The sequence below is a fragment of the Floricoccus penangensis genome (assembly GCF_001832885.1).
In the GTDB taxonomy this organism is placed as follows: domain Bacteria; phylum Bacillota; class Bacilli; order Lactobacillales; family Streptococcaceae; genus Floricoccus; species Floricoccus penangensis.
This window is the reverse complement of record NZ_MKIQ01000003.1, coordinates 84,232-109,814: the sequence shown is the minus strand read 5'-3', so window position 1 is coordinate 109,814 and position 25,583 is coordinate 84,232. Positions and strand designations below refer to the sequence as shown.

Here is a 25,583-nt window from a genome sequence, read left to right as displayed (position 1 = left end):
GATTAATTAATACATTTACTAGCCATTATGAAGATAAATAAATATAATTTTTATGGTCTTTTTGATTTTTTTCTCGTATAATAGATAGAATGAAGTGGTATGCTCTCATAACAAGTAGTAAAAAAGATAATAGAAATATAAGTTTAAAAGAAGTTTAAGCATATCACAGAAGAGTTATAGTTAGAGGTTAAGAAATGACAATTGATGTTAATCATTATAATGACGATGCAATTCAAGTCTTAGAGGGACTTGATGCCGTCAGAAAACGACCAGGAATGTATATTGGTTCTACTGATACAGCAGGACTACATCACTTGGTTTATGAAATTGTTGATAATGCTGTTGATGAGGCTTTAAGTGGGTTTGGTGACAAGATTGATGTTACCATCCATAAAGATAATTCTATCAGCGTAGTTGATGCAGGCCGTGGTATGCCAACAGGAATGCACAAAATGGGTATTCCAACAGTTGAAGTTATTTTTACTGTCCTTCACGCTGGTGGTAAGTTCGGTCAAGGTGGATATAAAACTTCTGGAGGACTACATGGGGTAGGGTCTTCAGTAGTTAATGCATTGTCTGAGTGGTTAGAAGTAGAGATTACACGAGATGGTGGAGTTTATCGCCAAAGATTTGAAAATGGTGGGAAGCCAGTTACTAGTTTAGAAAAAATCGGTACAGCTCCTAAATCGAAGACTGGGACAAAGGTTAGCTTTTTACCCGATTCTAAAATATTTTCTACCATAGAATACAAATACAACACAATCTTTGAACGTCTTAATGAAACAGCCTTCCTTTTGAAAAATGTTACATTGACATTGACAGATGAAAGAAGTGATAAGCAAGACACCTTCCACTATGAAAATGGAGTTAAGGATTTTGTAGCCTACTTAAATGAAGACAAGGATAATTTGACATCTGTAATGTATTTTACTGGTGAAGAATCTGATTTTCAGGTTGAGGTTGCCATGCAATACAATGATGGCTACTCTGATAATATATTGAGCTTTGTCAATAATGTACGCACAAAAGACGGTGGCACACATGAAACAGGTTTTAAGGCTGCTCTGACAAAGTCAATGAATGACTATGCAAGGAAGTCAGGTCTACTTAAGGAAAAAGATAAGAACTTAGAGGGTTCAGATTATCGTGAAGGTCTATCGGCTGTTCTTTCAATTTTGGTTCCAGAAGAACATTTACAATTTGAAGGGCAAACAAAAGATAAGTTAGGAAGTCCTCTAGCACGTCCAATTGTTGATTCAATTGTGAGCACCCAGCTTTCATATTTCCTTATGGAAAATGGAGAAGTGGCGCAAGGATTGATTCGTAAGGCTATTAAGGCACGTGAGGCAAGAGAAGCTGCACGTAAAGCGCGTGAAGATAGTCGTACTGGAAAAAAATCTAAAAAAGACAAAGGGTTACTCTCTGGTAAGTTAACACCAGCACAGTCTAAAAATCCTAAGAAAAATGAGTTATTTCTTGTCGAAGGAGATTCTGCCGGTGGTTCTGCTAAGCAAGGTCGAGATAGAAAATTCCAAGCAATATTACCTCTTCGTGGTAAGGTAATTAATACTGAGAAGGCAAAAATTTCAGATATTATGAAGAACGAAGAAATTAATACAATGATTTATACTATTGGAGCTGGAGTTGGTGTAGATTTTAATATTGAAGATGTCAATTATGATAAGGTTATAATTATGACCGATGCAGATACTGATGGAGCTCATATTCAAATCCTCCTTTTAACATTCTTCTATCGCTATATGAAACCTTTGGTTGAAGCTGGAAAAGTATATATAGCATTACCTCCTTTATACAAAATGAGTGAAGGTAAAGGGAAAAATGAAAAGATAGCTTATGCTTGGAATGAAGTTGAGCTTGATGAATTAAGAAAAAAATTTGGTCGTGGAGCAAGCCTCCAAAGATATAAAGGTCTGGGTGAAATGAATGCTGATCAACTTTGGGAAACAACTATGAATCCTGAAACGAGAACTTTGATTCGTGTTACTCTAGATGATCTTGCTCGAGCTGAACGTCGCGTTTCAGTTTTGATGGGAGATAAGGTCGAACCGCGTCGAAGATGGATTGAAAATAATGTTACATTTACTCTTGAAGAAGATGGAGAAGTCATCTTCTAGATTTAGGATGCATTGTTATGGAGAATTTATTAAATAGACTAAAACCTGCACAAATCATTGCTATGAGTTTCTTGATTATTATTTTAGTTGGTACCATTTCACTAATGTTACCAATTTCTACAAAATCAGGAGAAAGTACATCACTTTTAGATGCTATTTTTACAGCAACTAGTGCGACTTGCGTTACAGGACTTACAACATTACCGACTGCCTACCATTGGTCTTTCTTTGGTCAGGTTATGATATTACTCATGAATGAAATTGGTGGGCTTGGCTTTATGACTGTTGTTGTTATCTTATTAACAATAACTGGTCAAAACCCATCACTCAAATATTCAATGGTAATCAAAGAATCCTATAATTTTGCCAATTCTGGTCAAGCATTTAAGCTTATTAACTACATTATTAAGATGATGGCAGTTATTCAGATTATAGGAGCTATTCTTTTGGGATTTTCTTTTGTACCAATGTTTGGTTGGGAAAAAGGAATCTGGTATAGTATTTTTCATTCAGTATCAGCAGTATCAAATGCAGGGTTTGACTTATTTGGTAATTCTTTAATGGATTTTGCAAACGATCCTTATATTTTAATCGTAATGTCCCTTTTAATTTTATCTGGGGGATTTGGGTTTATTATTTGGATGGACTTGCTTAATTATCGAAATAACCCTAGACTCAGCTTACATACGAGGATTGCACTTGTTATGACTGCACTTTTGGTGGTTGGTGGGACTCTATTATTTATGCTGATTGATGCAGGAAACTATGATGGTAATATTCTTGAATACTTTAGTCAGAACTTCTTTCTTGCAGTGAGTCCAAGGACTGCTGGATTTAATATTTATGATTATAACAAGATGCCTTATGCAAGTGTTCTATTAACTATGATATTGATGTTCATTGGTGGTACTAGTGGGTCTACATCAGGTGGTATAAAGACTACAACATTTGGGGTTTTACTTTTGAATATTCGTTCAATTTTACGAAGAGAAGATGTTACTACTTACCATTATAGAACTATCCCGAGGCATACAGTAAGACAGGTTTATGAAGTAATGTTCCTTTATATGACGGTTACTTTAGTTAGTTCGTTTGTTCTACTTATGACTGAAAAATTGCCAATTTATAATGGTATTGAATATATCTTTTTTGAAGTTATAGCAGCTATTTCAACGGCAGGTTTCTCAATGGGAATGACACCTGACTTGTCAGTTTTCGGTAAAATATTAATTATTATCTTGATGTTTGTTGGTCGTATTGGTTTATTTACGATTATATATTCAATTAACCATAGCGATAAAAAAGAAAGTTACTTTAAATACCCAGAAGAACAAGTAATTATCGGATAGGAGACTTTATGAAATCATATGCAGTAATAGGATTAGGGCGCTTCGGAGGCAGTGTGGTTAAAGGGCTAGCTGAAAGAGGACAAGAAGTATTAGCGATTGATCGAAATGAAGACATAGTAAATGATTATATGGATATTGCAACACAGGCCATAATTGGTGATGCTCAAGATGAAAGAATGCTTGAGAGTGTTGGTATTGGGAATTTTGATTATGTAGTGGTTGCCATTGGTGAAAATGAACAAGCAAGTACACTTACAACTTTATTAACTAAAGAGTTGGGAGCTAAAATGGTTGTTGCAAAAGCCGCTACGTCAATTCAAGCCAAAGTTTTGGCAAAGGTTGGAGCAGATGTAATTATTCAGCCAGAGGCAGATGCAGGTCGAAGACTTGCTGAAAGACTAGTTAATAAAAATATCTTCGAGTACTTTGAAATTTCACATGATATGATGTTTGCTGAAATGAAGGTAAACAATCCAAAATTAGAAGGAAGAAAAATTTCAGATATTAACTTCCATGATAAGCATGAAATAAATGTTTCAATGGTTAGGCACACTGATGGAACAACTGAAATTGGTGCTGGGGATACAATCTTACATGTAGGTGATTTCATTTACGTAGTAGGTAAGAAGAAAGCAGTATCTCAACTTAGTAATATTATTTAGTAGGAGAAAAAATGTCAAATATACAAAATTTGTCTCTCGAAGATATAATGGGAGAACGTTTTGGACGTTATTCAAAATATATAATTCAAGATAGGGCGTTACCAGATATCCGTGATGGATTAAAGCCCGTACAACGCCGTATTTTGTATTCAATGAACAAGGATGGAAATACCTTTGATAAGGGTTATCGTAAGTCTGCCAAATCTGTTGGTAATGTCATGGGTAACTTCCATCCCCATGGAGATTCTTCAATCTATGACGCTATGATTCGCATGAGTCAGGATTGGAAGATGCGTGAACCATTGATAGAGATGCACGGTAATAATGGTTCAATGGATGGTGATCCACCAGCAGCAATGCGTTATACAGAAGCACGATTAAGCGAAATATCTTCTTATTTGCTTCAAGATATATATAAGGATACCGTTCCATTTGCATGGAACTTTGATGATACTGAAAAAGAGCCAACGGTTCTTCCAGCAGCATACCCTAATCTTTTAGTTAATGGATCAACAGGTATTTCAGCTGGTTATGCTACAGAGATTCCACCTCATAACTTAGGTGAGGTTATAGATTCAGCAATCTATATGATTGACCATCCATCTGTCAAAGTGGATAAATTGATGGAAATTTTACCTGGGCCTGATTTTCCAACAGGTGGTATTATTCAAGGTAAAGATGAAATTAAACGTGCCTATGAGACAGGTAAAGGACGCATTGTTGTAAGAAGTAAGACTGAGATTGAGATTCTTAAGGCTGGCAAGAAACAAATCATTGTTACAGAAATTCCTTATGAGGTTAATAAGGCAACATTAGTTAAGAAGATTGATGATGTTCGTGTTAATCAAAAGATTGCAGGAATTGCTGAAGTTCGTGATGAATCTGACCGCGACGGTTTACGAATCGCTATCGAGCTTAGGAAAGAAGCCGATGAGCAATTAATTCTTAATTATCTTTATAAATACACAGATTTACAGACAAACTACAACTTCAATATGGTTGCTATTGATAATATGACACCAACTCAGGTTGGAGTAATTGAAGTACTTAGAGCCTACATTAGTCACCGTAAGGAAATTATAGTTTCTCGTAGTCGTTACGATCTTAAGAAGGCTGAGAAACGACTTCATATTGTTGAAGGTTTAATTCGTGTTCTAAGTATTCTTGATGAAGTTATTGCCTTAATCAGAGCAAGTGATAGTAAGTCGGATGCTAAAGAAAATCTGAAGATTTCATATGACTTTTCAGAAGAGCAGGCAGAAGCAATTGTTACCTTGCAACTTTACCGTTTGACTAATACTGATATAGTTACTCTTGAGAAGGAAGATGCAGAGCTTAAAGAGCAAATAATGACCCTTAAGGCCATTATTGATGATGAAAGAACGATGTTCAATTTGATGAAGCGTGAGCTCCGTGAGGTTAAGAAGAAATTTGCTAATCCTCGCCGAAGTAACTTGGTTGACCAAGTTGAAAACGTTGAAATCAAAGCAGAGAGTCTTATTATCGAAGAAGAAACATACGTAACGGTTACACGTGATGGTTATATAAAACGTACAACCCCTAGAAGTTTCATGTCTAGTCAAATAGATGAACTTGGTAAGAAAGAAGAAGATAAGTTAGTCCTCCTGGAAAATACCAAAACGACTGCACATTTAATGATTTTTACTAATCTAGGTAATGTTATTTATCGACCAATTCATGAACTTCCAGATATTCGTTGGAAAGAAACTGGGGAACATTTATCGCAGTCGATAACTAACTTTGAATCAGAAGAACGTGTTATCTTTGCACAAATAGTTACTAATTTTGACGAGGTTAATGAAGAGTTATTATATGCAGTAACAAAACTAGGTCAAATAAAACGAGTATCAATGGGCGAGTTCAAGCCATGGCGCACTTATAAGTCTAAGTCATCAAAATATGCTAAGTTAAAATCGGCAGAAGATGTAGTGATTGCAGTTGGTCCAACAGAAGAACTTGATGAAGTAATGTTAATATCATATCGTGGATATGCACTTCATTTTGGTATAAGCGAAGTACCAGTAGTTGGTGCAAAGGCAGCTGGTGTCAAAGCAATGAATCTAAAAGATGAAGATGTGATTGCTTCAGCATTCCTTCTTAAATCTCCCGATATGTACCTATTAACCCAACGAGGTGCCTTTAAGAAAATGAAGGTATCAGAAATACCAGTTACTAGCCGTGCAAATAGAGGACTTTTAGTATTACGTGAACTTAAGAAAACACCACATAGAGTTTTTGCTGCAGGTAATGTACTTGAAGATACTAATCTTAGAATAATTTCAGAAATGTTGCATGAATTTGATATTCATCCAGCGGACCTCGGTTACAGTGAAAGAACAAGTAACGGAAGCTTTATCTTTGATGAAGATAAGGAAAAAGGCGTTAAGGATGTTATCGAAATTGATGACAATGATAATTAATTTAAAATCGAGGAAACTCGATTTTTTTTGCTATACTTAAGAAAAAAGGAGAAGTTACTATGAAGGCAAAAATTACAACTTTTTTAACATTTGACGGTAGAGCAAGAGAAGCAATGGAATATTACACAGAGAATATTCCAGGTACGACAGTTAAAAACCTTCAATTTTTTACTGAAGATTTTCCAAATATTTCAAAAGAAATGGTTGGAGGCGTTTTAAATGGAATCTTAGACATTCAAGGTCAAGAGTTTATGTTCATGGATATGGCACCAGGGGACGCTCCATCATTTAATTGAGCAACATCTTTTTACATTGATTGTCAAACGGAAGAAGAGTTCGATAATTTATTTAAGGTATTATCAGATGGCGGAAGTGTTATGATGGGACCTGAAAAAGTTCTAGATAATCGAAAAGTAGCATGGGTGGTCGATAAGTTTGGTGTAACTTGGCAACCAGTTTGGCATTAAAAAAACTCTAACTGATATTTGCTAGAGTATAAGTGTAAAGGACCTTCTGGTCCTTTTTAAATATCTATAGTTGATTAAAATAGAAATAAGACAAGGCGACGAATTGATGATAGAACTAGAGTTCATCGAGATGAGTCAACGATGTATTAGTCTATTTTTAAGTGACTATAATTTTATATTTAGTAGTCTTTGAACTACATCAAGATAATAATTAATTGAATAAATTAAGGCATTATCATCGATTAAGAATTTAGGATTATGGAGTGGAATATTTTTTCCTGTACCGATAAAGGCGAAGAATATCGGAACATATTTATGATAACGAGAAAAATCTTCACCAGTTAGATTGCTTTCAATTTTTATAGCATCTAAAAAGTTATCAGTAATACTAGGAATAAGTTTATTGAAAAGTTCCAAATCATTATCAAGACAGTCAGAGCCTTCAGTCCACTCGATATCGACCGTTTGACCATAGATATCTGTTGTATTTTCAACTGTTTTATAGAATAAATTTTTTAGTTTTTTTCTGATATCTTCATTGAGAGTTCTAAGTGTGCCTTCAAATTCAAATGTATCAGGTACAACATTCCAAGTACTACCAGATTGAACATGTGTAATGGATAGAACAGCTTCTTCCTTGCTAGGAACATGACGGGATATTAGACTTTGAAGGTTAGTGATTATTTGCGATCCTGTAACGATTGGATCATTTCCCTCATGAGGATGAGCAGCGTGACTACCCACTCCTTTGATCTTGACCTTTATTCTATCAACACTTGCCATTAGCTTATCTTGACGATATCCAATAGTACCAAGAGGTAAATCAGGGAAATTATGGAAGCCAACAAGAGCACTTAAATCTGACAGAAGACCAGTCTTAATTACAGCCTGTGAACCTTGGAAGTTTTCTTCAGCTGGCTGAAAGAAAAGACGAACAGTGCCCTTAAGTTTATCTTCATTTGCTTTTAATAATTCAGCAGTAGCAAGAAGTGAAGTGGTATGAAAATCATGACCACAGGCGTGCATTACCCCATCGTTAACCGATGCGTAGGGAAGACCAGTTTCTTCAAATATTGGAAGAGCATCAATATCACATCGAAGCCCGATAATGTTATTCTTATCATTCCCGATTTCAGCAATTACTCCAGTTTCTAAACCAGAATCAATTATTTTTATGTCATGTTCCTTTAAAAATTCTTTTATATATTCAGTTGTTTCATATTCATGTTCTGATAATTCTGGATGTTGATGGATATGATATCTTATTCCCACAAATTTATCTAAAAATTCCTTTTCTATAGCCATTTATTAATCCTCTTTCTTAATATGTACATACAATCATATCAAATTAAAGATTTAGTAACTATATTATTATCTTTGAAAAATTTGATGCCAAGTTAAAAATTTTAAATGTCTCAATATCACATAGATGAAGATATGTATTAAGTAAATTTTATGTAAAATTTATCTCTTAATCATTTGAAAATAAATTTTGGTGCTATAATCAAATTTATAATAAAAAGATTAGGAAAATATTATGCAAAAACCGGTTAAACATATACCAAATATTGATTCTACATTAAGAAGTCGTGATTCTATCATATCAATGCCTAAAGTAATTTCTAAAGCATCAGGATTCATGATTAAGGGGCGTAGAATAAAAAGTATTTTGTATTCTAACGATGTTACAGTGATTTCAAATACAAATGCAGATGCTATCTTAAACGTTTACCCATTTACTGCAGATATGGCGATTCTAGAATCAATCTTAAATGTTGCTAGAATGCCAGTTCTTGCAGGAATCGGAGGAGGTTTAACGTCAGGGATTCGTTGTGCTACAAATGGAATGACAGCGGATCAAAAAGGTGCATCAGCAGTTGTTTTAAATGGTCCAGTTGATGAAAAAACTATCAAGCTTGTTGATTCATATATTGATGTTCCAATAATCTACACGGTACTAGATTTTGAGCGAGATTTAGTTGCCTTACATAGAATAGGAGTTGATATTTTCAACGTAGCTGGAGGAAAAGACACAGTAAAATTAGTTAAGCATGTTAAATCTTTTTTCCCAGTTGATGAATATCCTGACGTGGCAATCATTGCGTCTGGTGGTAAGAACGAAGAATCTATTCTTGAAACGATTGAAGCTGGAGCAAATGCAATCACAGTAACAGGCTATGGACTGGCAGAAAAGTTATTCCACAAAAAAATGCAGCATTATAGGGAAGACCATGAATTATATTAGAAGAAAGTCGAGGTCAGTGGCCTCTCTTTTAATTAATTTTTTTCCACCACTAAAAATTCTTATGGTATAATTAGACTTATGAAAAAAATACTAGTACTTTTAATAATAATTTTAGGAGTTGCTGCTGACCAATTTGTTAAATTTTGGACAGTGAAAAATATCCCCTTAGGAGATAGCATTCCTTTTATAAAAAATATCCTAAGTTTAACCCATCTCCAAAATACAGGTGCCGCATGGTCAATGTTCGAGGGCAAGCAGTGGTTCTTTACAATCATAACAGCGATAGCTTTGGTAGTAGGTACTTATTATTTGGTTAAAAATATCAATAAAAATAATGGAATTTCATATAGTATTGCTCTCATAATTGCAGGGACTCTTGGTAATTTCATTGATCGAGTTCGTCTTGGTTATGTTGTTGATATGTTCCAATTAGACTTTATTAATTTTCCGATTTTTAATGTAGCGGATTCCTTTTTAACTGTTGGATTAATATTGATTTATATTTGTATCTTTAGAGAAGATAGCAAGAAAGGAAAAAGTAAGAATAAATGAAGATAATTGTAAAAGAAGCTGGAAGTAGACTCGATAAAGCTATGGCAGACCTAACAAAATACTCACGAACAGTTACCAATGAATTAATAAAAGATGGTCAAGTTACTGTTAACGGTAATATTGCAAAAGCAAAATATAAAGTTCAAGAAGGTGATGTGATTGAGTTTACTGAGCCCGTGGAAGAGGTTTTAGAATACCTACCTGAAGACCTATCTCTTGATATTATATATGAAGATGATGATGTTGCAGTAGTAAACAAGCCACAAGGTATGGTTGTTCATCCCTCAGCAGGTCATACATCAGGAACTTTAGTTAATGGATTGATGCATCAAATTAAAAATTTATCAGGAATTAATGGAGTTATTCGTCCTGGAATAGTACACAGAATTGATAAAGATACATCAGGACTTTTGATGGTCGCTAAAAATGACTTAGCCCATGAAAAATTAGCAGAACAACTGAAAGCAAAAACAAGTAAACGTCGTTATTTAGCTATTGTTCATGGTAATCTTCCAAGTGATAAAGGAATGATTGAAGCTCCAATTGGTCGTAATCCTAAAGATCGTAAAAGTCAAGCAGTTATTGCAAGCGGAAAACCTGCGGTAACACGTTTTGAGGTTATTGAACGATTCGATGATTATACATTGATTTCGCTTGAACTTGAAACAGGACGTACTCATCAAATTCGTGTCCATATGGCTTATATTGGTCATCCAGTAGCAGGAGATCCATTGTATGGTCCGAGAAAAACATTAACACCAAATGAAGGGCAATTTCTTCATGCTGAAGTTTTAGGATTTGAACACCCAACTACAGGAGAGTGGATAGAGTTTACAGCACCAGCACCTGAAGTATTTCAAAAAGCAATTGAAAAATTAAGAGATAAGGTATAAGCATCTAGTTAAACTAGATGCTTTTTTACATTCTTATATATAGATTGTTTGAATGATTGAAGTTAATTGTCTATCAATGTATACCAATGGATGATTTTTTAATAAAAAATTTTTATTATTGACATCTGATAAGTATTGTTTTATAGTATCTATGTTTTATAAAAAAATAATAAAAAAGTATATACCAATTTAAAGGGGGATATAGATATGTGTGGAATAGTTGGTGCTGTAGGAAATAATAATGCAGTAGATATCTTGATGCAAGGACTTGAAAAACTTGAATATAGAGGATATGATTCAGCCGGAATTTTTGTAAATAATGCTAAAGGAAATAAGAATTTAATCAAATCAGTTGGCAGAATTGCTAAGTTAAGGGAAAAAATTGGCATGGAAGTTGCAGGAACTGCGGGTATTGGTCATACTCGTTGGGCAACACATGGTCAACCAAGTGAAGAAAATTCACATCCTCACGCTAGTGCAGATGGTGAGTTTGTACTTGTTCATAACGGAGTAATTGAAAATTATCTAGAAATTAAATCAAAATATTTACCAGATTATTCATTCCAAAGTGAAACAGATACAGAAGTTGCAGTAGCGTTGATTGCAAAATTCGCTAATGAAGGATTATCAACATTAGAAGCTTTTAAAAAAGCTCTTCATATTATTGAAGGTTCATATGCTTTTGCATTGATGAATGAAAATGATCCAGATGTAATCTATGTTGCTAAAAATAAAAGTCCACTTCTTATTGGTCTAGGTGATGGATATAATATGGTATGTTCAGATGCTATGGCAATGATTCGTGAAACTAATGAATTTATGGAAATTCATGATAAAGAATTAGTAGTTTTAACAAAAGATAATGTTGAAGTTACTGATTATGATGGTAATAAAGTTGAGAGAGATTCATATGTTGCTGAGCTTGATCTTTCAGATATCGGTAAGGGAACTTATCCTTTCTATATGTTGAAAGAAATTGATGAACAACCGTCAGTCATGCGAAGACTCATTACAAAATATGCTAATGAGGATGGAAGTATGAACGTAGATCCTGAGATTGTAAAAGCAGTTCAAGATGCTGATAGAATTTATATTATTGCAGCAGGAACAAGCTATAATGCTGGTTATGCTTCAAAAAGAACTCTTGAATCACTTACAGATACACCAGTTGAATTGGGTGTTGCTAGTGAGTGGGGATATGATATGCCTATATTATCGGAAAAACCATTCTTTATTTATCTTTCTCAATCAGGGGAAACTGCAGATTCACGTCAAGTGTTAGTTAAAACAAATGAAAGAAAGATTCCAAGTTTGACAGTTACAAATGTTCCTGGATCAACTCTATCTCGCGAAGCAACATACACAATGCTTTTACATGCTGGACCTGAAATTGCAGTAGCATCAACTAAGGCGTATACTGCTCAAATTGCAGCACTAACATTTCTTGCAAAAGCAGTCGGTGAAGCTAATAATAAATCAGAAGCATTTGATTTTGATTTAGTTAAGGAATTATCAATCGCTGCTCAATCAATTGAAGCTACTTTATCAGAAAAAGAATTAATAGAAGAAAAAGTAAATGAAGTAATTGCTGATAGCAGAAATGCTTTCTATATTGGACGTGCTGAAGATTACTATGTTGCAATGGAAGCAAGTCTTAAGTTAAAAGAAGTTTCATATATCCAATGTGAAGGATTTGCTGCAGGTGAATTGAAACATGGTACAATTGCTTTAATTGAAGAAGGAACTCCAGTAATTGCATTAATTTCTAATAATCCAAAGGTTTCCGCTCATACTCGAGGAAATATTATGGAAGTAGTTGCTCGTGGAGCTAGTGTGCTTACTGTGGTTGAAGAAAGTATGGCAAAAGAGGATGATGATATTATTGTTACTGAAGTTCATCCTTATCTTGCACCAATTGCAATGGTAATTCCAACGCAATTGATTGCATATTATGCTTCAATTGCGCGTGGGCTTGATGTTGATAAACCACGTAATCTTGCAAAAGCTGTTACAGTTGAATAGTTTTTATAAAAATTTAATATATAATTCATAAGAAGGTAGGAGTAACTCCTGTCTTCTTTTAGATTTTCTGAAAATTTCAGAAAAATAAGTGTTTCTTTTTACATAATAAATTGAAAGTGCTATTATTATTGACTGTAAGGAGGCAATAAAATGAAAAAATATATTGCAGAATTTATCGGAACATTTATTTTAGTATTTGTAGGTACAGCAGCAGCAGTCTTTGGTGGTGGAGCAGCAGCAGGTTCAATTGTTAGCCTTGTTGGTATTGCACTAGCATTCGGATTAGCTGTTATGATGGCAGCATATAGCATTGGAACTATCTCAGGTGCTCATTTGAACCCGGCAGTATCAATCGCAATGTTTGTAAACAAAAGAATGGACATGACTGACTTAATCGGTTATATCATTGCACAAGTTGTTGGAGCATTTGCAGGTAGTTTGACACTTTTAGCTTTAGTTAATTCTGCTGGTGGAGATACAAAAGCACTTGGTCAAAACCTTTATGGTGCGGATGCAATGATTAATGTTGGAGCAACTGGTGCATTTATCGTGGAAGCTGTTCTTACTTTCATTTTTGTATTGGTTATCATGACAGTAACAAGTCCAGCTCGAGGAAATGATAGCTTAGCAGGACTTGTAATTGGTTTGACATTAACAGGTCTTCACTTTGTAGGTGTACCAGTCACTGGTATGTCAGTAAACCCTGCTCGTAGTCTTGCACCAGCAGTATTGGTTCAAGGAACAGCATTAAGCCAAATTTGGTTATTCATCTTAGCTCCAATAGTTGGTGGTATACTTGCTGCAATAGTAGCTAAAAGCCTACTAGGCACAGAAGTTGACCCAGGTGACCAAGATCTTGACCTAGACTTAAGTAAAAATTAATATTGAATGGAATTTATTCCATTCTTTTTTTCTATTGATAATTACCAAAAAATTTGATAAAATAAATAAAACCTTTAAGAATAGTCCAGAGAGGCTGTAAAGGTGTGCCAAATTGATTATATAGTATACACTCACTTTGCAGTGTAAACTTTTTCATAGACACACCCTGCCTTCTGGCAGGGTGTTTTTTGCTGAATATCACATTTGATAAGTTAATTCTTATCTACTACAGAGAAATGAGGAGAGAAAAATGTCAGTTAAAGAAATCACAGATGAAATTACAATGAAACGTGCTATTACACGTATCACTTACGAAATTATTGAACGTAATAAAGATTTAGATAACCTAGTAATTGTAGGTATTAAAACTCGTGGAGTATATATTGCAAAAAGAATTCAAGAACGTCTTAAACAATTAGAAAATATTGATATCCCTCTTGGAGAACTTGATACAAATCCATTCCGTGATGATAAAAAGACAGATGAAGATACTACATCAATCCCTGTTGATATTACAGGAAAAGAAATCATCTTAGTTGATGACGTACTTTATACAGGACGTACAATTCGTGCAGCAATCGATGCGCTAGTAAGTCTAGGTCGCCCTTCAAAAGTAAGCTTAGCTGTACTCGTTGACCGTGGACATCGTGAACTTCCAATCCGAGCTGACTATGTAGGTAAAAATATTCCAACAAGTCGTGATGAAGAAATTATCGTAACAGTAAGTGAAGTTGATGGTGAAGATAGCATCAAAATTAGAAAAGAAGACTAATACCAAGAAGGGATACAAACTAAATAATGGAAAAACCAATTTATGATGTCCATGACATGCCAAAACCAGGCTTGCTACTTGGATTAAGCTTCCAACACTTATTTGCAATGTTTGGAGCTACTGTACTTGTGCCAATTCTTGTTGGAATTGATCCAAGTATTGCACTATTCTCAAGTGGGCTTGGAACAATGGCTCATTTAACTGTAACTAAGTTTAAAGTTCCAGCATACATGGGTTCAAGTTTTGCCTATATTGGAGCAATGCAATACTTACTTAAACATGACGGTATGCCTGCTGTTGCTCAAGGAGCAATGGTAGGAGGACTTGTTTACTTTATTGTTGCTATGATTGTAAAAAGAGCTGGAAATGCTTGGATTGATAAAATTCTTCCTCCAATCGTAGTAGGACCAGTAGTAATGGTTATTGGATTATCATTATCTGGAAATGCAGTTAATGATTCCATGAATCGTAATGGAGAATACTTCCTACCATATTTGATAATTTCACTCTTCACAGTATTTGCAGTAATTCTCTTCAATATGTACGGAAAAGGATTTGTTTCAATAATTCCAATTTTACTAGGTATTATCGTTGGATATTTGTTTGCACTTGTAGTTGGAAAAGTAATTGGTCAACCAATTGTTGATTTTTCACACGTAACATCAAGTCCTTGGATTAAAGCACCAACATTTGATATTCCATTCCTGGATTATCAAGTTAAGATTTATCCAAGTGCAATCCTTATGATGGCTCCAATCGCTTTTGTAACAATGACTGAGCACTTTGGACACATTATGGTACTTAACAGCTTAACAGGTCGTGACTACTTTAAAGAACCAGGTCTTGATAAGACTCTTGAAGGAGACGGACTTGCTCAAATTATTGCAGGTTTCTTCGGAGCTCCTCCAGTAACGAGCTACGGTGAAAATATCGGAGTTATGGCAATTTCTAAGGTATACAGTGTCTTCGTAATCGCAGGTGCTGCAGTCCTTGCAGTTTTACTAAGTTTTGTTGGAAAAATGTCAGCATTGATTTCAAGCATTCCCGCACCAGTTCTTGGTGGAGTAAGTATTGCACTCTTCGGTGTAATCGCTGCAAGTGGACTTAGAATCTTAGTTGAAAATAAAACAGACTTTAACGACAAACGTAATCTACTAATCGCAAGTGTAATCTTGGTATCGGGTATCGGAAACCTTACACTTCAAATTGGAAACTTCGCAATCACAGGAGTGGCCTTCTCAACAATCCTTGGAATCTTCTTAAACATGATCTTACCAAAGACTGCTGCAAATGAAGCAGGACATTAAGAAGCTCAAACATTAGAGAAGAAAATCATCTTATGATAAACTTAATTTTGGAAAATCATTTTCCAAAATATAGATCATAAGGGGGATAAAATGTCTAAGGAAATTTATGACATTACCATTATTGGAGCAGGCCCAGTCGGTCTGTACGCCGGATTTTATGCCGGAATGAGAAGTGTGAAAACACAAATTATTGAAAGTCTACCTCAGGTTGGTGGTCAATTACAGGCCATCTATCCTGAAAAATATATACACGACGTTGCAGGACACACAAAGGTGAAAGCTAGTGAACTAGTTGAGCAGTTGAGTAAGCAAGTCGAAAAAATGCCAGAAGTTGAAATTAAAGTTGGCCAATCGGTCACAGACATCGAAAAAGTCGGTGATAATTATTTAGTTACTACGGACAAAGGTGCTTATGAGACTAAGTCAATCATTCTTGCTACAGGAAATGGGAGTTTTAACCCCCGTCAATTAGCGGCAGATGTTGATAAAAATCTGGTAAATGAAGAAGAAAGAATTTTCTACCATGTAGATAAACTAGATAATTACAGGGAACTTGATGTAGTTGTGGCAGGTGGTGGTGATTCAGCTATTGATATTGCCATGATGCTTGTTCAAGTTGCTAATAAGGTCTACCTTGTTCATCGTAGAAAAGAATTTCGAGCTTTAGAAGAAAGTGTCAGACAACTTCACCTTTCAGGTGTTGAAGTTTTAACACCATATAAATTTAACAATATCCAAGATGCAGGAGATGCTATTGAGATAAATCTAACTAAGGTGAAGTCACAAGATGAAGAAAGAACAATTTCTGTCGACAAGTTGATAGTTAATTACGGCTTTCTAAGTGATAATAGCCACAGCAAAAACTGGCAGATTGACCTAAACAAGAATCGTGGATTGTATGAAGTTGATTCTTTAATGGAAACAAATATGCCACTAATTTACGCAATAGGAGATGGAGCTACATACCCTGGAAAATTAAAATTAATTTCCCAAGGCTTTGGTGAGGGTCCTACTGCAGTAAATCAAATTGTAGAAAAACTTTATCCTAAAAATTCAAGGATCGTTCATAGCACATCACTTTTTTAATGTAGAAAAGGAAATAGAATGATAAATCAAGATGGAAAACTTGCCTTACAACATCTGGTAACGATGGAAACTCTTTCTAATGAAGAGGTTATGGCACTTGTTGAAAACGCTCAAGAATACAAAAAGACAAATCCGTCTGCTCAGTCTTTGAAAGAAGAATTTGTGGCAAATATGTTTTTTGAGTCAAGTACGCGAACTCATAAGAGTTTTGAAGTAGCAGAGAGAAGACTTGGATACAAAGTGGTCGACTTTGATGCTTCAACGAGTTCAGTTAATAAAGGGGAGACTCTTTATGATACGGTACTTACAATGTCTGCCATTGGTATTGATGTTTGTGTCATTCGTCACCCACAAGATAGTTATTATGAAGAACTTATTGCAAGCCCAACTATTAAATCTTCAATCGTAAATGGTGGAGATGGAAGTGGACAGCATCCTTCACAATGTCTTCTTGATTTAATGACAATTTATGAGGAATTTGGTCACTTCAATGGTCTTAAGATTGCTATCGCAGGAGACCTGAGCCACTCGCGTGTTGCAAAATCAAACATGATTATGCTTAAACGTTTAGGAGCTGAGCTTTATTTTATAGCACCTGATGAGTGGCACACTGATGAATTTGACGAATATGGTAAGCATGTCCAACTTGATGATATCATTGAAGAACTTGACGTTCTTATGCTTCTTCGAGTACAACATGAAAGACATCATGGAAGTGAAGAGTTTTCAGAAGCTAAATATAATAAAGAGTTTGGCTTAACCCATGAACGATACGACAGATTGAAGGACGCAGCAATTATTATGCATCCAGCGCCAGTTAACCGTGGAGTTGAAATAGATGATGATTTAGTTGAAAGTCCCAAAAGTAGAATTGTTGAACAAATGACAAACGGTGTCTATGTTCGTATGGCAATCCTTGATGCAATCATGAATTACAGGAATCAGCAAAAGCTTGATGAGGAGAACAAATAAGAATGAAAAGATTATTAATATTAGAAGACGGTACAATTTTCGAAGGAACTGCCTTTGGAGCTGATGTTGACGTAACTGGAGAACTTGTATTTTCAACAGGAATGACAGGTTACCAAGAATCAATTACTGACCAATCATACAACGGACAAATTTTGACTTTTACTTACCCGTTAGTTGGTAACTACGGAATTAATCGCGATGATTACGAGTCAATTTCACCAACATGTAAGGGTGTGGTAGTACGTGAGAATGCTAGACTTGCAAGCAACTTCCGTAACCAAATGAGCCTTGATGAGTTTCTAAAAAGAAAAAATATTCCAGGAATTTCAGGAATTGACACACGAGCTCTTACAAGGATTATCCGTGAACACGGTACATTAAAAGCAACAATGGCCAATGTTGGGGATGAAATTGAACATCTTGAAAGTCAACTTAAGGCAACTGTTCTTCCAACAAATCAAGTATCGCAAGTTTCTACAAAAACTCCTTATCCAGCACCAGGAACAGGTCGTAGCATCGTAGTTGTTGACTTTGGATTAAAACATTCAATTCTACGCGAACTGTCTAAGAGAGAATGTAACTTAACTGTAGTTCCTCATACTACAACTGCTGAAGAAATTATTGAAATGAATCCAGATGGAGTAATGCTTACGAACGGACCTGGTAACCCAGAAGATGTACCGCAAGCACTTGATATGATTCGTGGAATTCAAGGGAAATATCCAATCTTTGGAATCTGTTTGGGTCACCAATTATTTGCAATGGCAAACGGAGCAAAAACTTACAAAATGAAATTCGGTCACCGTGGATTTAACCATGCAGTTCGAGAAATTGCGACAGGTCGTGTTGATTTTACATCACAAAACCACGGCTATGCTGTTTCAAGTGAAAATCTTCCAAGCGACTTGATGATTACACATGTGGAAATTAATGATGAAAGTGTTGAAGGAGTACGCCACAAACGATTCCCAGCATTCTCAGTTCAATTCCACCCAGATGCAGCACCTGGACCACACGATGCAAGCTATTTATTTGATGACTTTATGGAAATGATAGATATTTTCAAAGGTGAGGAACCTACTGTTTAGAATTTGAAAACAGTTGAGCATACGATTTATTAACTTTGAACTACAGTTCAAAGTCGTATGTGAAGCAGTTATGAAAATTCTAGTAGGTGAATCCCGTCAATGAATTATAGGTTAATCAAGAAATTAGCTTAACTCAGAAGAATTTATAACAAGGAGAAGAAATGCCAAAGCGTAACGATATAAATAAAATTATGGTAATCGGATCTGGTCCAATCATCATTGGTCAAGCTGCCGAATTTGACTATGCAGGAACACAAGCCTGTCTAGCTCTTAAAGAAGAAGGCTACGAAGTAGTTCTTGTAAATTCAAATCCTGCAACAATCATGACTGATAAAGAGATTGCTGATTCAGTATATATTGAACCAATCACTCTTGAATTTGTAAGCCGTATCCTCAGAAAAGAAAGACCTGATGCAATCCTTCCAACACTTGGAGGACAAACAGGTCTTAACATGGCAATGTCACTTGCTGAATCAGGAATCTTAGATGAACTAAATATTGAACTTCTAGGAACAAAACTTTCAGCAATCGACCAAGCAGAAGACCGTGATCTTTTCAAAAAATTGATGGAAGAACTTGAACAACCAATTCCTGAAAGTGAAATCGTTCATACTGTTGAAGAAGCAGTTGATTTTGCTAACATCATTGGATATCCAATTATTGTACGTCCTGCCTTCACTCTTGGCGGAACTGGTGGTGGTATGTGTGATAACGAAGAAGAACTTCGTGAAATTGCAGCCAACGGACTTAAATTATCACCTGCAACTCAATGTTTGATTGAAAAATCAATTGCCGGTTATAAGGAAATTGAATACGAAGTAATGCGTGATGCTGCTGACAATGCAATTGTAGTATGTAATATGGAAAACTTTGATCCAGTTGGAGTCCATACAGGGGATTCAATCGTATTTGCACCAAGCCAAACTCTTTCTGATATTGAATATCAAATGTTACGTGATGCAAGTCTAAAAATCATTCGTGCTCTTAAAATTGAAGGTGGATGTAATGTACAGTTAGCACTTGATCCACACTCATTAAACTACTATGTAATTGAAGTAAACCCTCGTGTATCTCGTTCGTCAGCTTTGGCATCAAAAGCAACTGGTTATCCAATTGCTAAATTAGCTGCTAAAATCGCAGTTGGTTTCACACTTGATGAAATGAAGAATCCAGTAACTGGTACAACTTATGCAATGTTTGAACCAGCACTTGACTATGTAGTTTCTAAAATTCCTCGTTTCCCATTTGATAAGTTTGAGCATGGTGACCGTCACCTTGGAACTCAAATGAAGGCAACTGGAGAAGTTATGGCTCTTGGTCGTAACATTGAAGAAAGCTTACTTAAAGCAGTTCGAAGTCTTGAAGTTGGTGCTTATCATAATGAATCTGAAGAAGCAGAAAATGCTAGCGAAGATGAATTATATGAAAAAATGGTTAAAGTTCAAGACGACCGTATCTTCTACCTTTCAGAAGCAATTCGTCGTGGTATCACTATTAGTGAAATCGCTGAGCTTACAAAAATTGACTTATTCTTCCTTGATAAATTAGCACATATTGTAGAAATTGAAGAACAACTTAAGACACAGGTTTTCAATCCTGAAGTTCTATATGAGGCTAAGAGAAATGGGTTTGCAGACCGTAAGATCGCTGATCTTTGGTCAATGACTCCAGAAAAAGTACGCGAAATGCGTGAGAAGAATGACATTAAACCAGTCTACAAGATGGTTGATACATGTGCGGCTGAGTTTGAAAGCTCAACACCTTATTTCTATTCAACATATGAAATTGAAAATGAATCAGTAAAATCTGATAAGGAAAGTGTTCTAGTTTTAGGATCTGGTCCTATCAGAATTGGTCAAGGGGTTGAATTTGATTATGCAACAGTACATTCAATCAAAGCAATACAAAAACTTGGCTACGAAGCAATTGTTATGAACTCAAATCCTGAGACAGTATCAACTGACTTCTCAGTATCTGATAAATTATATTTTGAACCACTAACTTTCGAAGATGTTATGAACGTTATCGAACTTGAGCAACCAATCGGAGTTGTCGTACAGTTTGGTGGTCAAACAGCAATCAACCTTGCTTCATCACTTGAAAAAGCAGGTGTTAAGATTCTAGGAACTCAAGTAGTTGACTTAGACCGTGCGGAAGACCGTGATGAGTTTGAGAAAGCTTTGAAAGACTTAGATATCCCACAACCTCCTGGTGCAACAGCAACTAACGAAGAAGAAGCAGTAGCAAACGCTAATGCTATTGGATACCCAGTTCTTATCCGTCCTTCATACGTTCTTGGTGGACGCGCAATGGAAATCGTTGCTAACGAAGCAGACCTACGTTCTTATATGAGAACAGCAGTTAAGGCTAGCCCAGACCATCCAGTATTAGTTGACTCATACCTTGTTGGTCAAGAGTGTGAAGTTGATGCCATCTGTGACGGTGAAACTGTCCTAATCCCAGGTATCATGGAACACATTGAACGCGCAGGGGTTCACTCAGGTGACTCAATGGCCGTTTACCCACCACAAACATTTAGCCAAGAAACAATTGACACAATTGTTGATTATACAAAACGTCTAGCTAAAGGACTTAACTGTCTTGGAATGATGAATATCCAGTTCGTAATCCATGATAACAAAGTATACGTTATCGAAGTTAACCCACGTGCTAGCCGTACAGTACCGTTCTTGAGCAAAATTACTGATATCCCAATGGCCCAAGTTGCCACACAAGCTATCCTTGGTAAGAAAATCAAAGACCTTGGATACTCTGATGGTTTAGCGCCAGTTAGCGACCAAGTTCACGTTAAAGCGCCAGTCTTCTCATTCACTAAGCTTCAAAAAGTTGATACGCTTTTAGGCCCTGAAATGAAATCTACTGGGGAAGTAATGGGTACAGATGATACTTTAGATAAAGCTCTTTACAAAGCCTTTGAAGCAAGTAACATCCACCTTCCAGAATTTGGATCAGTTCTCTTCACAATCGCTGATAGTGATAAAGATGAAGCCTATGAACTTGCTAAACGTTTCTCTGACATCGGATATAGCTTACTTGCAACAGATGGAACTGCTAAGTTCCTTAACCAAAAGGGACTTAATGTTGAAGCTGTTAACAAGATTGGTGAAGCAGAAGATGATATCCTAAGCTTAATTGCAAGTGGACGCATCGCAGCAGTTGTAAATACTACTGGAACTGACCGTAACCTTGAAAATGATGATAGCTTGTACATTCGTCGTGAAGCAGTAGAACGTGGTGTTCCACTCTTTACAGCTCTTGATACTACGGATGCTATCTTGAAGGTGCTTGAGACTCGTTCATTCAGCGTTCACAAAATCTAATTTAGGCTTAAAATTAATTGCCTTACTTCGTTACCTTCGCTTCGATGAACGAAAGTTCTATCGAAGCTTGGCTCCTTGTAATTCAATTTTTTAATCTCTAAATACTTGGATGACTTAAAATTAATTACTTTACTTGGTTGCCTTCGTCTTGATGAACGAAAGTTCTATCGGAAGCTTGGCACCTCGTAATTCAATATTTAATCTTTTATCTAGTTAAATTGTGTAGTGGTTTATGTAAATTTTAATATTAGTGGTAATCAGGCTCTGGATTGGAGTCTGATTCTCCATAGATGGAGAAAATCAGAAAGGAAAAACTTGTGATACTTAAGGAAAATCTGAAGATTGTCAGTCAAGAACAGATTGCACCAAGAATCTTTGAAATGAAGATGACTGGTGAGATGGTTTCTGATATGAATGTCCCTGGTCAATTTTTAAATATGAAAGTTCCAGATGCTAGTAAGGTTTTAAGACGTCCAATATCAATTGCAGAGATTGATAAGGAAAATAATACTTGTTCAATTATCTACCGTGTTGAAGGTGGAGGAACAGCAATCTTATCAACTTTACAAGCAGGAGATGAAGTCGATGTCATGGGACCTCAAGGTAATGGCTTTGATATTTCAATGGTCAAAGCAGGAGATCATGTCCTAGTAATCGGTGGTGGAATCGGTGTTCCTCCTCTTTACCAACTTGGAAAAGAGTTGAAAGAACTTGGTGCAGAAATTACCTTCCTCTTTGGTTATGCTAATTGGGATGTAATCATCTATGAAAAACTCTTCCAAGGTTTAGGACAAGTATTCATCTCTACTGACGATGGATCATACGGAGTTCATGGACATGTTGGTCACTTACTTGATGCACTTGAATTTGAACCAACAGCAGTCTTCTCATGTGGCGCACCTGGAATGCTTAAGGCAGTTAATGAACGCTTTAAGGAACATCCTCACGCTTATATCTCGCTTGAAAGCCGTATGGCTTGTGGTATGGGAGCATGTTATGCCTGCGTAGTTCCAAAAATTGAAAATCCAGAAACAAGTAATCTTCGTGTATGTGAAGATGGACCAGTCTTTAAAACAGGAAGCGTGGTATTGTAATGACAGATAAAAATAGATTATCCATTAAACTACCTGGACTAGACCTTAAGAATCCAATTATTCCTGCATCAGGATGCTTCGGTTTTGGTCAAGAATATGCCAAATACTATAGCCTTGATGAGCTAGGTTCAATCATGATTAAGGCAACAACTGAAAATGCTCGTTATGGAAATCCAACACCTCGTGTTGCGGAAACTCCAAGCGGTATGCTCAACGCCATCGGACTTCAAAATCCGGGGGTAGATGTTGTTCTTGCTGAAAAATTAACTTGGTTGGCTGATAACTATCCAACCCTTCCAATCATTGCCAATGTGGCAGGATTTTCAAATGAAGAGTATGCGACGGTAAGTCATAAAGTATCACAAGCACCAAATGTTACGGCGATAGAACTGAATATCTCTTGTCCCAATGTCGACCACGGTGGTAACGGTCTTCTAATCGGTCAAGTACCAGAACTAGCATACGCTGCGACTAAAAGTGCGGTAGATGCTTCATCGGTGCCAGTCTACGTCAAGCTAACACCGAGTGTGGCAAACATCAATGACGTGGCTCAAGCTGTCGAAGAAGCCGGTGCGACTGGATTTACCATGATTAATACACTGGTTGGTACCCGTTATGACCTTAAGACACACAAGCCAATCATCGCCAACGGTCAAGGTGGAATGAGTGGACCAGCAGTCTTCCCAGTAGCCCTCAAGCTTATCAGGCAGGTTGCTCTTGCCTCAAACCTTCCAATTATCGGTATGGGCGGAGTAACAACTGCAGAAGATGCAATTGAGATGATGATAGCAGGAGCTAGCGCTATCGGAGTTGGTACTGCAAACTTCACTGATCCTTATGCTTGTCCAAATATTATTAAAGATTTACCAGGTGTGATGGATAAATATGGAATTGACAATCTACAAGATTTTGTAAATGGAATACAGGAGGAACTTCGTGGAAACTAGACCAGTAATAGCATTAGACTTTTCATCAGATAAGGAAGTCTATGACTTCTTAGAAAAATTTCAAGGCCAAAGACTATTTGTAAAAATCGGAATGGAACTCTTTTATAAATATGGTCCTGAAATTGTAAAACAAGTTGCTGAGAATCACGATGTATTTCTAGATTTAAAACTTCATGATATTCCAAATACTGTGGAACGTGCTATGGCAAACATTGCGGAATTGAATGTCGCTCTTACAAATGTTCATGCAGCTGGTGGAGTTGAAATGATGGAAGCGGCCCTTCGTGGTCTTGAAGGAAGTAATACAAAGCTAATCGCTGTAACTCAACTTACTTCAACAAGCGAAGAACAAATGCACGAATTTCAAAATATCCAAACAAGCCTACTTGATTCAGTAATTCATTATGCTAAATGTACTGAAAAAGCTGGACTTGCTGGAGTAGTTTGTTCTGCTAAAGAAGCAAGAGCCATCAAAGACGCTACATCAGAAGATTTTATCTGCCTAACACCAGGAATTCGTCCTGCAGGTGCAGAAGTTGGTGACCAAAAGCGTGTAGTAACACCAGCTGATGCTCGTAAAATTGGAAGTGACTATATCGTAGTTGGACGACCAATCACTCAAGCAGAAAATCCAGTAGAAGCATATGAAAACATTATGGAACAATATAATTCTTAAGATATAAGAGGAGAAAAGGGAAATGACACTATCACAAGACATCGCAAAAGACCTATTAGATATTAAAGCAGTATTCCTATCACCAAAAGAACCTTTTACATGGGCAAGTGGAATTCAATCACCAATCTACACAGATAACCGTATTACAATCAGCTATCCTGAAGTACGCCGTCAAATTGCTCAAGGATTTGCGGATGTTATCAAAGAAAAATTCCCAGATGTTGAAGTAATCGCAGGAGCAGCTACTGGTGGTGTGCCTCATGCTGCATGGGTTGCTGAAATCTTAGATTTACCAATGGTTTATATCCGTTCAAAAGCAAAAGACCACGGTGCAGGAAACCAAATCGAAGGACGCATTGAAAAAGGTCAAAAAATGGTAATCATTGAAGACCTAATCTCGACAGGTGGTTCAGTAATTGGAACAGCAGAAGCTGCACGTCGTGAAGGTGCTGATGTTCTAGGAGTAGCTGCAATTTTCACATACGAACTTCCACGTGGAATTGAAAACTTCGAAAAAGCTGACTTACCACTAGAAACACTTTCTAACTATTCTGATTTAATCGAAATCGCACGTGAGATTGGATATGTAGATGAAGATGAACTTGAGCTATTGAAAAAATTCAAGGCTGATCAAAATAACTGGCAGGACTAA

General features: G+C 36.2%; 20 protein-coding genes and 1 pseudogene. 20 read left to right on the top strand and 1 reads right to left on the bottom strand.

What is annotated here, in order from left to right; translation table 11 throughout:
• Window positions 1–194: 194 nt before the first annotated feature.
• The 5 genes and pseudogenes from parE (at window position 195) to BG262_RS01555 (ending at window position 7,054) form a co-directional block, all read left to right on the top strand.
• Entirely contained in the window at window positions 195–2,135 is a 1,941-nt protein-coding gene (gene parE, locus BG262_RS01575) for a DNA topoisomerase IV subunit B (protein WP_070787138.1), read from the top strand.
• A 17-nt stretch (window positions 2,136–2,152) separates the two neighbouring features.
• Complete coding sequence (locus BG262_RS01570) at window positions 2,153–3,484, top strand: TrkH family potassium uptake protein (protein WP_070787137.1); 1,332 nt, start codon at window positions 2,153–2,155, stop codon at window positions 3,482–3,484.
• An 8-nt stretch (window positions 3,485–3,492) separates the two neighbouring features.
• Window positions 3,493–4,146 carry a potassium channel family protein gene (locus BG262_RS01565; RefSeq protein ID WP_070787136.1) on the top strand — a complete coding sequence of 218 codons (654 nt, stop codon included), beginning with the start codon at window positions 3,493–3,495 and terminating at the stop codon, window positions 4,144–4,146.
• A gap of 11 nt (window positions 4,147–4,157) precedes the next feature.
• On the top strand, window positions 4,158–6,587 hold the full coding sequence (parC, locus tag BG262_RS01560; RefSeq protein WP_070787135.1) for a DNA topoisomerase IV subunit A: 2,430 nt from the start codon (window positions 4,158–4,160) through the stop codon (window positions 6,585–6,587).
• Window positions 6,588–6,646: 59 nt separating this feature from the next.
• Window positions 6,647–7,054, top strand: a pseudogene (locus BG262_RS01555) (VOC family protein).
• A 165-nt stretch (window positions 7,055–7,219) separates the two neighbouring features.
• Here the strand turns inward: BG262_RS01555 and BG262_RS01550 are convergent.
• Window positions 7,220–8,359, bottom strand: a complete 1,140-nt coding sequence (locus BG262_RS01550) for an amidohydrolase (RefSeq protein WP_070787134.1) — start codon at window positions 8,357–8,359, stop codon at window positions 7,220–7,222.
• Between the two features lie 232 nt (window positions 8,360–8,591).
• Between BG262_RS01550 and BG262_RS01545 the strand changes: the two genes are divergently transcribed.
• The 15 genes from BG262_RS01545 to pyrE all read left to right on the top strand — a co-directional run bounded on the left by BG262_RS01545 (window position 8,592) and on the right by pyrE (window position 25,583).
• Window positions 8,592–9,299, top strand: a complete 708-nt coding sequence (locus BG262_RS01545; protein WP_070787133.1) for a beta/alpha barrel domain-containing protein — start codon at window positions 8,592–8,594, stop codon at window positions 9,297–9,299.
• 78 nt (window positions 9,300–9,377) lie between these two features.
• Window positions 9,378–9,851, top strand: a complete 474-nt coding sequence (lspA, locus tag BG262_RS01540; protein WP_070787132.1) for a signal peptidase II — start codon at window positions 9,378–9,380, stop codon at window positions 9,849–9,851.
• On the top strand, window positions 9,848–10,744 hold the full coding sequence (locus BG262_RS01535; RefSeq protein ID WP_070787131.1) for an RluA family pseudouridine synthase: 897 nt from the start codon (window positions 9,848–9,850) through the stop codon (window positions 10,742–10,744). Before lspA ends, BG262_RS01535 begins: the two co-directional genes overlap by 4 nt.
• A 207-nt stretch (window positions 10,745–10,951) precedes the next feature.
• Window positions 10,952–12,766 carry a glutamine--fructose-6-phosphate transaminase (isomerizing) gene (gene glmS / locus BG262_RS01530; RefSeq protein ID WP_070787130.1) on the top strand — a complete coding sequence of 605 codons (1,815 nt, stop codon included), beginning with the start codon at window positions 10,952–10,954 and terminating at the stop codon, window positions 12,764–12,766.
• A 150-nt stretch (window positions 12,767–12,916) separates the two neighbouring features.
• A complete protein-coding gene (locus tag BG262_RS01525) occupies window positions 12,917–13,648 on the top strand; it encodes an MIP/aquaporin family protein (protein WP_070787129.1) in 732 nt (243 codons plus the stop codon).
• Window positions 13,649–13,898: 250 nt separating this feature from the next.
• Window positions 13,899–14,420: a bifunctional pyr operon transcriptional regulator/uracil phosphoribosyltransferase PyrR gene (gene pyrR, locus BG262_RS01520; RefSeq protein ID WP_070787128.1), complete on the top strand. Its 522-nt coding sequence runs from the start codon at window positions 13,899–13,901 to the stop codon at window positions 14,418–14,420.
• A 26-nt stretch (window positions 14,421–14,446) separates the two neighbouring features.
• Window positions 14,447–15,727 carry a uracil-xanthine permease family protein gene (locus BG262_RS01515; protein WP_070787127.1) on the top strand — a complete coding sequence of 427 codons (1,281 nt, stop codon included), beginning with the start codon at window positions 14,447–14,449 and terminating at the stop codon, window positions 15,725–15,727.
• A gap of 90 nt (window positions 15,728–15,817) precedes the next feature.
• Complete coding sequence (locus BG262_RS01510; RefSeq protein ID WP_070787126.1) at window positions 15,818–16,813, top strand: NAD(P)/FAD-dependent oxidoreductase; 996 nt, start codon at window positions 15,818–15,820, stop codon at window positions 16,811–16,813.
• 18 nt (window positions 16,814–16,831) lie between these two features.
• A complete protein-coding gene (locus BG262_RS01505; RefSeq protein WP_070787125.1) occupies window positions 16,832–17,785 on the top strand; it encodes an aspartate carbamoyltransferase catalytic subunit in 954 nt (317 codons plus the stop codon).
• Window positions 17,786–17,787: 2 nt separating this feature from the next.
• Window positions 17,788–18,873, top strand: a complete 1,086-nt coding sequence (locus tag BG262_RS01500; protein WP_070787124.1) for a carbamoyl phosphate synthase small subunit — start codon at window positions 17,788–17,790, stop codon at window positions 18,871–18,873.
• A 161-nt stretch (window positions 18,874–19,034) separates the two neighbouring features.
• Window positions 19,035–22,214: a carbamoyl-phosphate synthase large subunit gene (gene carB, locus BG262_RS01495; RefSeq protein ID WP_070787123.1), complete on the top strand. Its 3,180-nt coding sequence runs from the start codon at window positions 19,035–19,037 to the stop codon at window positions 22,212–22,214.
• A 290-nt stretch (window positions 22,215–22,504) separates the two neighbouring features.
• A complete protein-coding gene (locus BG262_RS01490) occupies window positions 22,505–23,308 on the top strand; it encodes a dihydroorotate dehydrogenase electron transfer subunit (RefSeq protein WP_070787122.1) in 804 nt (267 codons plus the stop codon).
• Window positions 23,308–24,255, top strand: coding sequence for a dihydroorotate dehydrogenase (locus BG262_RS01485; RefSeq protein WP_070787121.1), 948 nt, complete (start codon window positions 23,308–23,310; stop codon window positions 24,253–24,255). The genes BG262_RS01490 and BG262_RS01485 overlap by 1 nt, the downstream gene beginning before the upstream one ends.
• Window positions 24,245–24,931, top strand: coding sequence for an orotidine-5'-phosphate decarboxylase (gene pyrF / locus BG262_RS01480; RefSeq protein WP_233278808.1), 687 nt, complete (start codon window positions 24,245–24,247; stop codon window positions 24,929–24,931). The genes BG262_RS01485 and pyrF overlap by 11 nt, the downstream gene beginning before the upstream one ends.
• 22 nt (window positions 24,932–24,953) lie before the next feature.
• On the top strand, window positions 24,954–25,583 hold the full coding sequence (gene pyrE, locus BG262_RS01475; RefSeq protein WP_070787119.1) for an orotate phosphoribosyltransferase: 630 nt from the start codon (window positions 24,954–24,956) through the stop codon (window positions 25,581–25,583).

Excerpts from the sequence above, each read along its gene's own strand:
- parE (WP_070787138.1), top strand. The coding sequence starts at position 195 with ATGACAATTGATGTTAATCATTATAATGACGATGCAATTCAAGTCTTA.
- BG262_RS01570 (WP_070787137.1), top strand. The coding sequence starts at position 2,153 with ATGGAGAATTTATTAAATAGACTAAAACCTGCACAAATCATTGCTATG.
- BG262_RS01565 (WP_070787136.1), top strand. The coding sequence starts at position 3,493 with ATGAAATCATATGCAGTAATAGGATTAGGGCGCTTCGGAGGCAGTGTG.
- parC (WP_070787135.1), top strand. The coding sequence starts at position 4,158 with ATGTCAAATATACAAAATTTGTCTCTCGAAGATATAATGGGAGAACGT.
- BG262_RS01550 (WP_070787134.1), bottom strand. The coding sequence starts at position 8,359 with ATGGCTATAGAAAAGGAATTTTTAGATAAATTTGTGGGAATAAGATAT.
- BG262_RS01545 (WP_070787133.1), top strand. The coding sequence starts at position 8,592 with ATGCAAAAACCGGTTAAACATATACCAAATATTGATTCTACATTAAGA.
- lspA (WP_070787132.1), top strand. The coding sequence starts at position 9,378 with ATGAAAAAAATACTAGTACTTTTAATAATAATTTTAGGAGTTGCTGCT.
- BG262_RS01535 (WP_070787131.1), top strand. The coding sequence starts at position 9,848 with ATGAAGATAATTGTAAAAGAAGCTGGAAGTAGACTCGATAAAGCTATG.
- glmS (WP_070787130.1), top strand. The coding sequence starts at position 10,952 with ATGTGTGGAATAGTTGGTGCTGTAGGAAATAATAATGCAGTAGATATC.
- BG262_RS01525 (WP_070787129.1), top strand. The coding sequence starts at position 12,917 with ATGAAAAAATATATTGCAGAATTTATCGGAACATTTATTTTAGTATTT.
- pyrR (WP_070787128.1), top strand. The coding sequence starts at position 13,899 with ATGTCAGTTAAAGAAATCACAGATGAAATTACAATGAAACGTGCTATT.
- BG262_RS01515 (WP_070787127.1), top strand. The coding sequence starts at position 14,447 with ATGGAAAAACCAATTTATGATGTCCATGACATGCCAAAACCAGGCTTG.
- BG262_RS01510 (WP_070787126.1), top strand. The coding sequence starts at position 15,818 with ATGTCTAAGGAAATTTATGACATTACCATTATTGGAGCAGGCCCAGTC.
- BG262_RS01505 (WP_070787125.1), top strand. The coding sequence starts at position 16,832 with ATGATAAATCAAGATGGAAAACTTGCCTTACAACATCTGGTAACGATG.
- BG262_RS01500 (WP_070787124.1), top strand. The coding sequence starts at position 17,788 with ATGAAAAGATTATTAATATTAGAAGACGGTACAATTTTCGAAGGAACT.
- carB (WP_070787123.1), top strand. The coding sequence starts at position 19,035 with ATGCCAAAGCGTAACGATATAAATAAAATTATGGTAATCGGATCTGGT.
- BG262_RS01490 (WP_070787122.1), top strand. The coding sequence starts at position 22,505 with ATGGAGAAAATCAGAAAGGAAAAACTTGTGATACTTAAGGAAAATCTG.
- BG262_RS01485 (WP_070787121.1), top strand. The coding sequence starts at position 23,308 with ATGACAGATAAAAATAGATTATCCATTAAACTACCTGGACTAGACCTT.
- pyrE (WP_070787119.1), top strand. The coding sequence starts at position 24,954 with ATGACACTATCACAAGACATCGCAAAAGACCTATTAGATATTAAAGCA.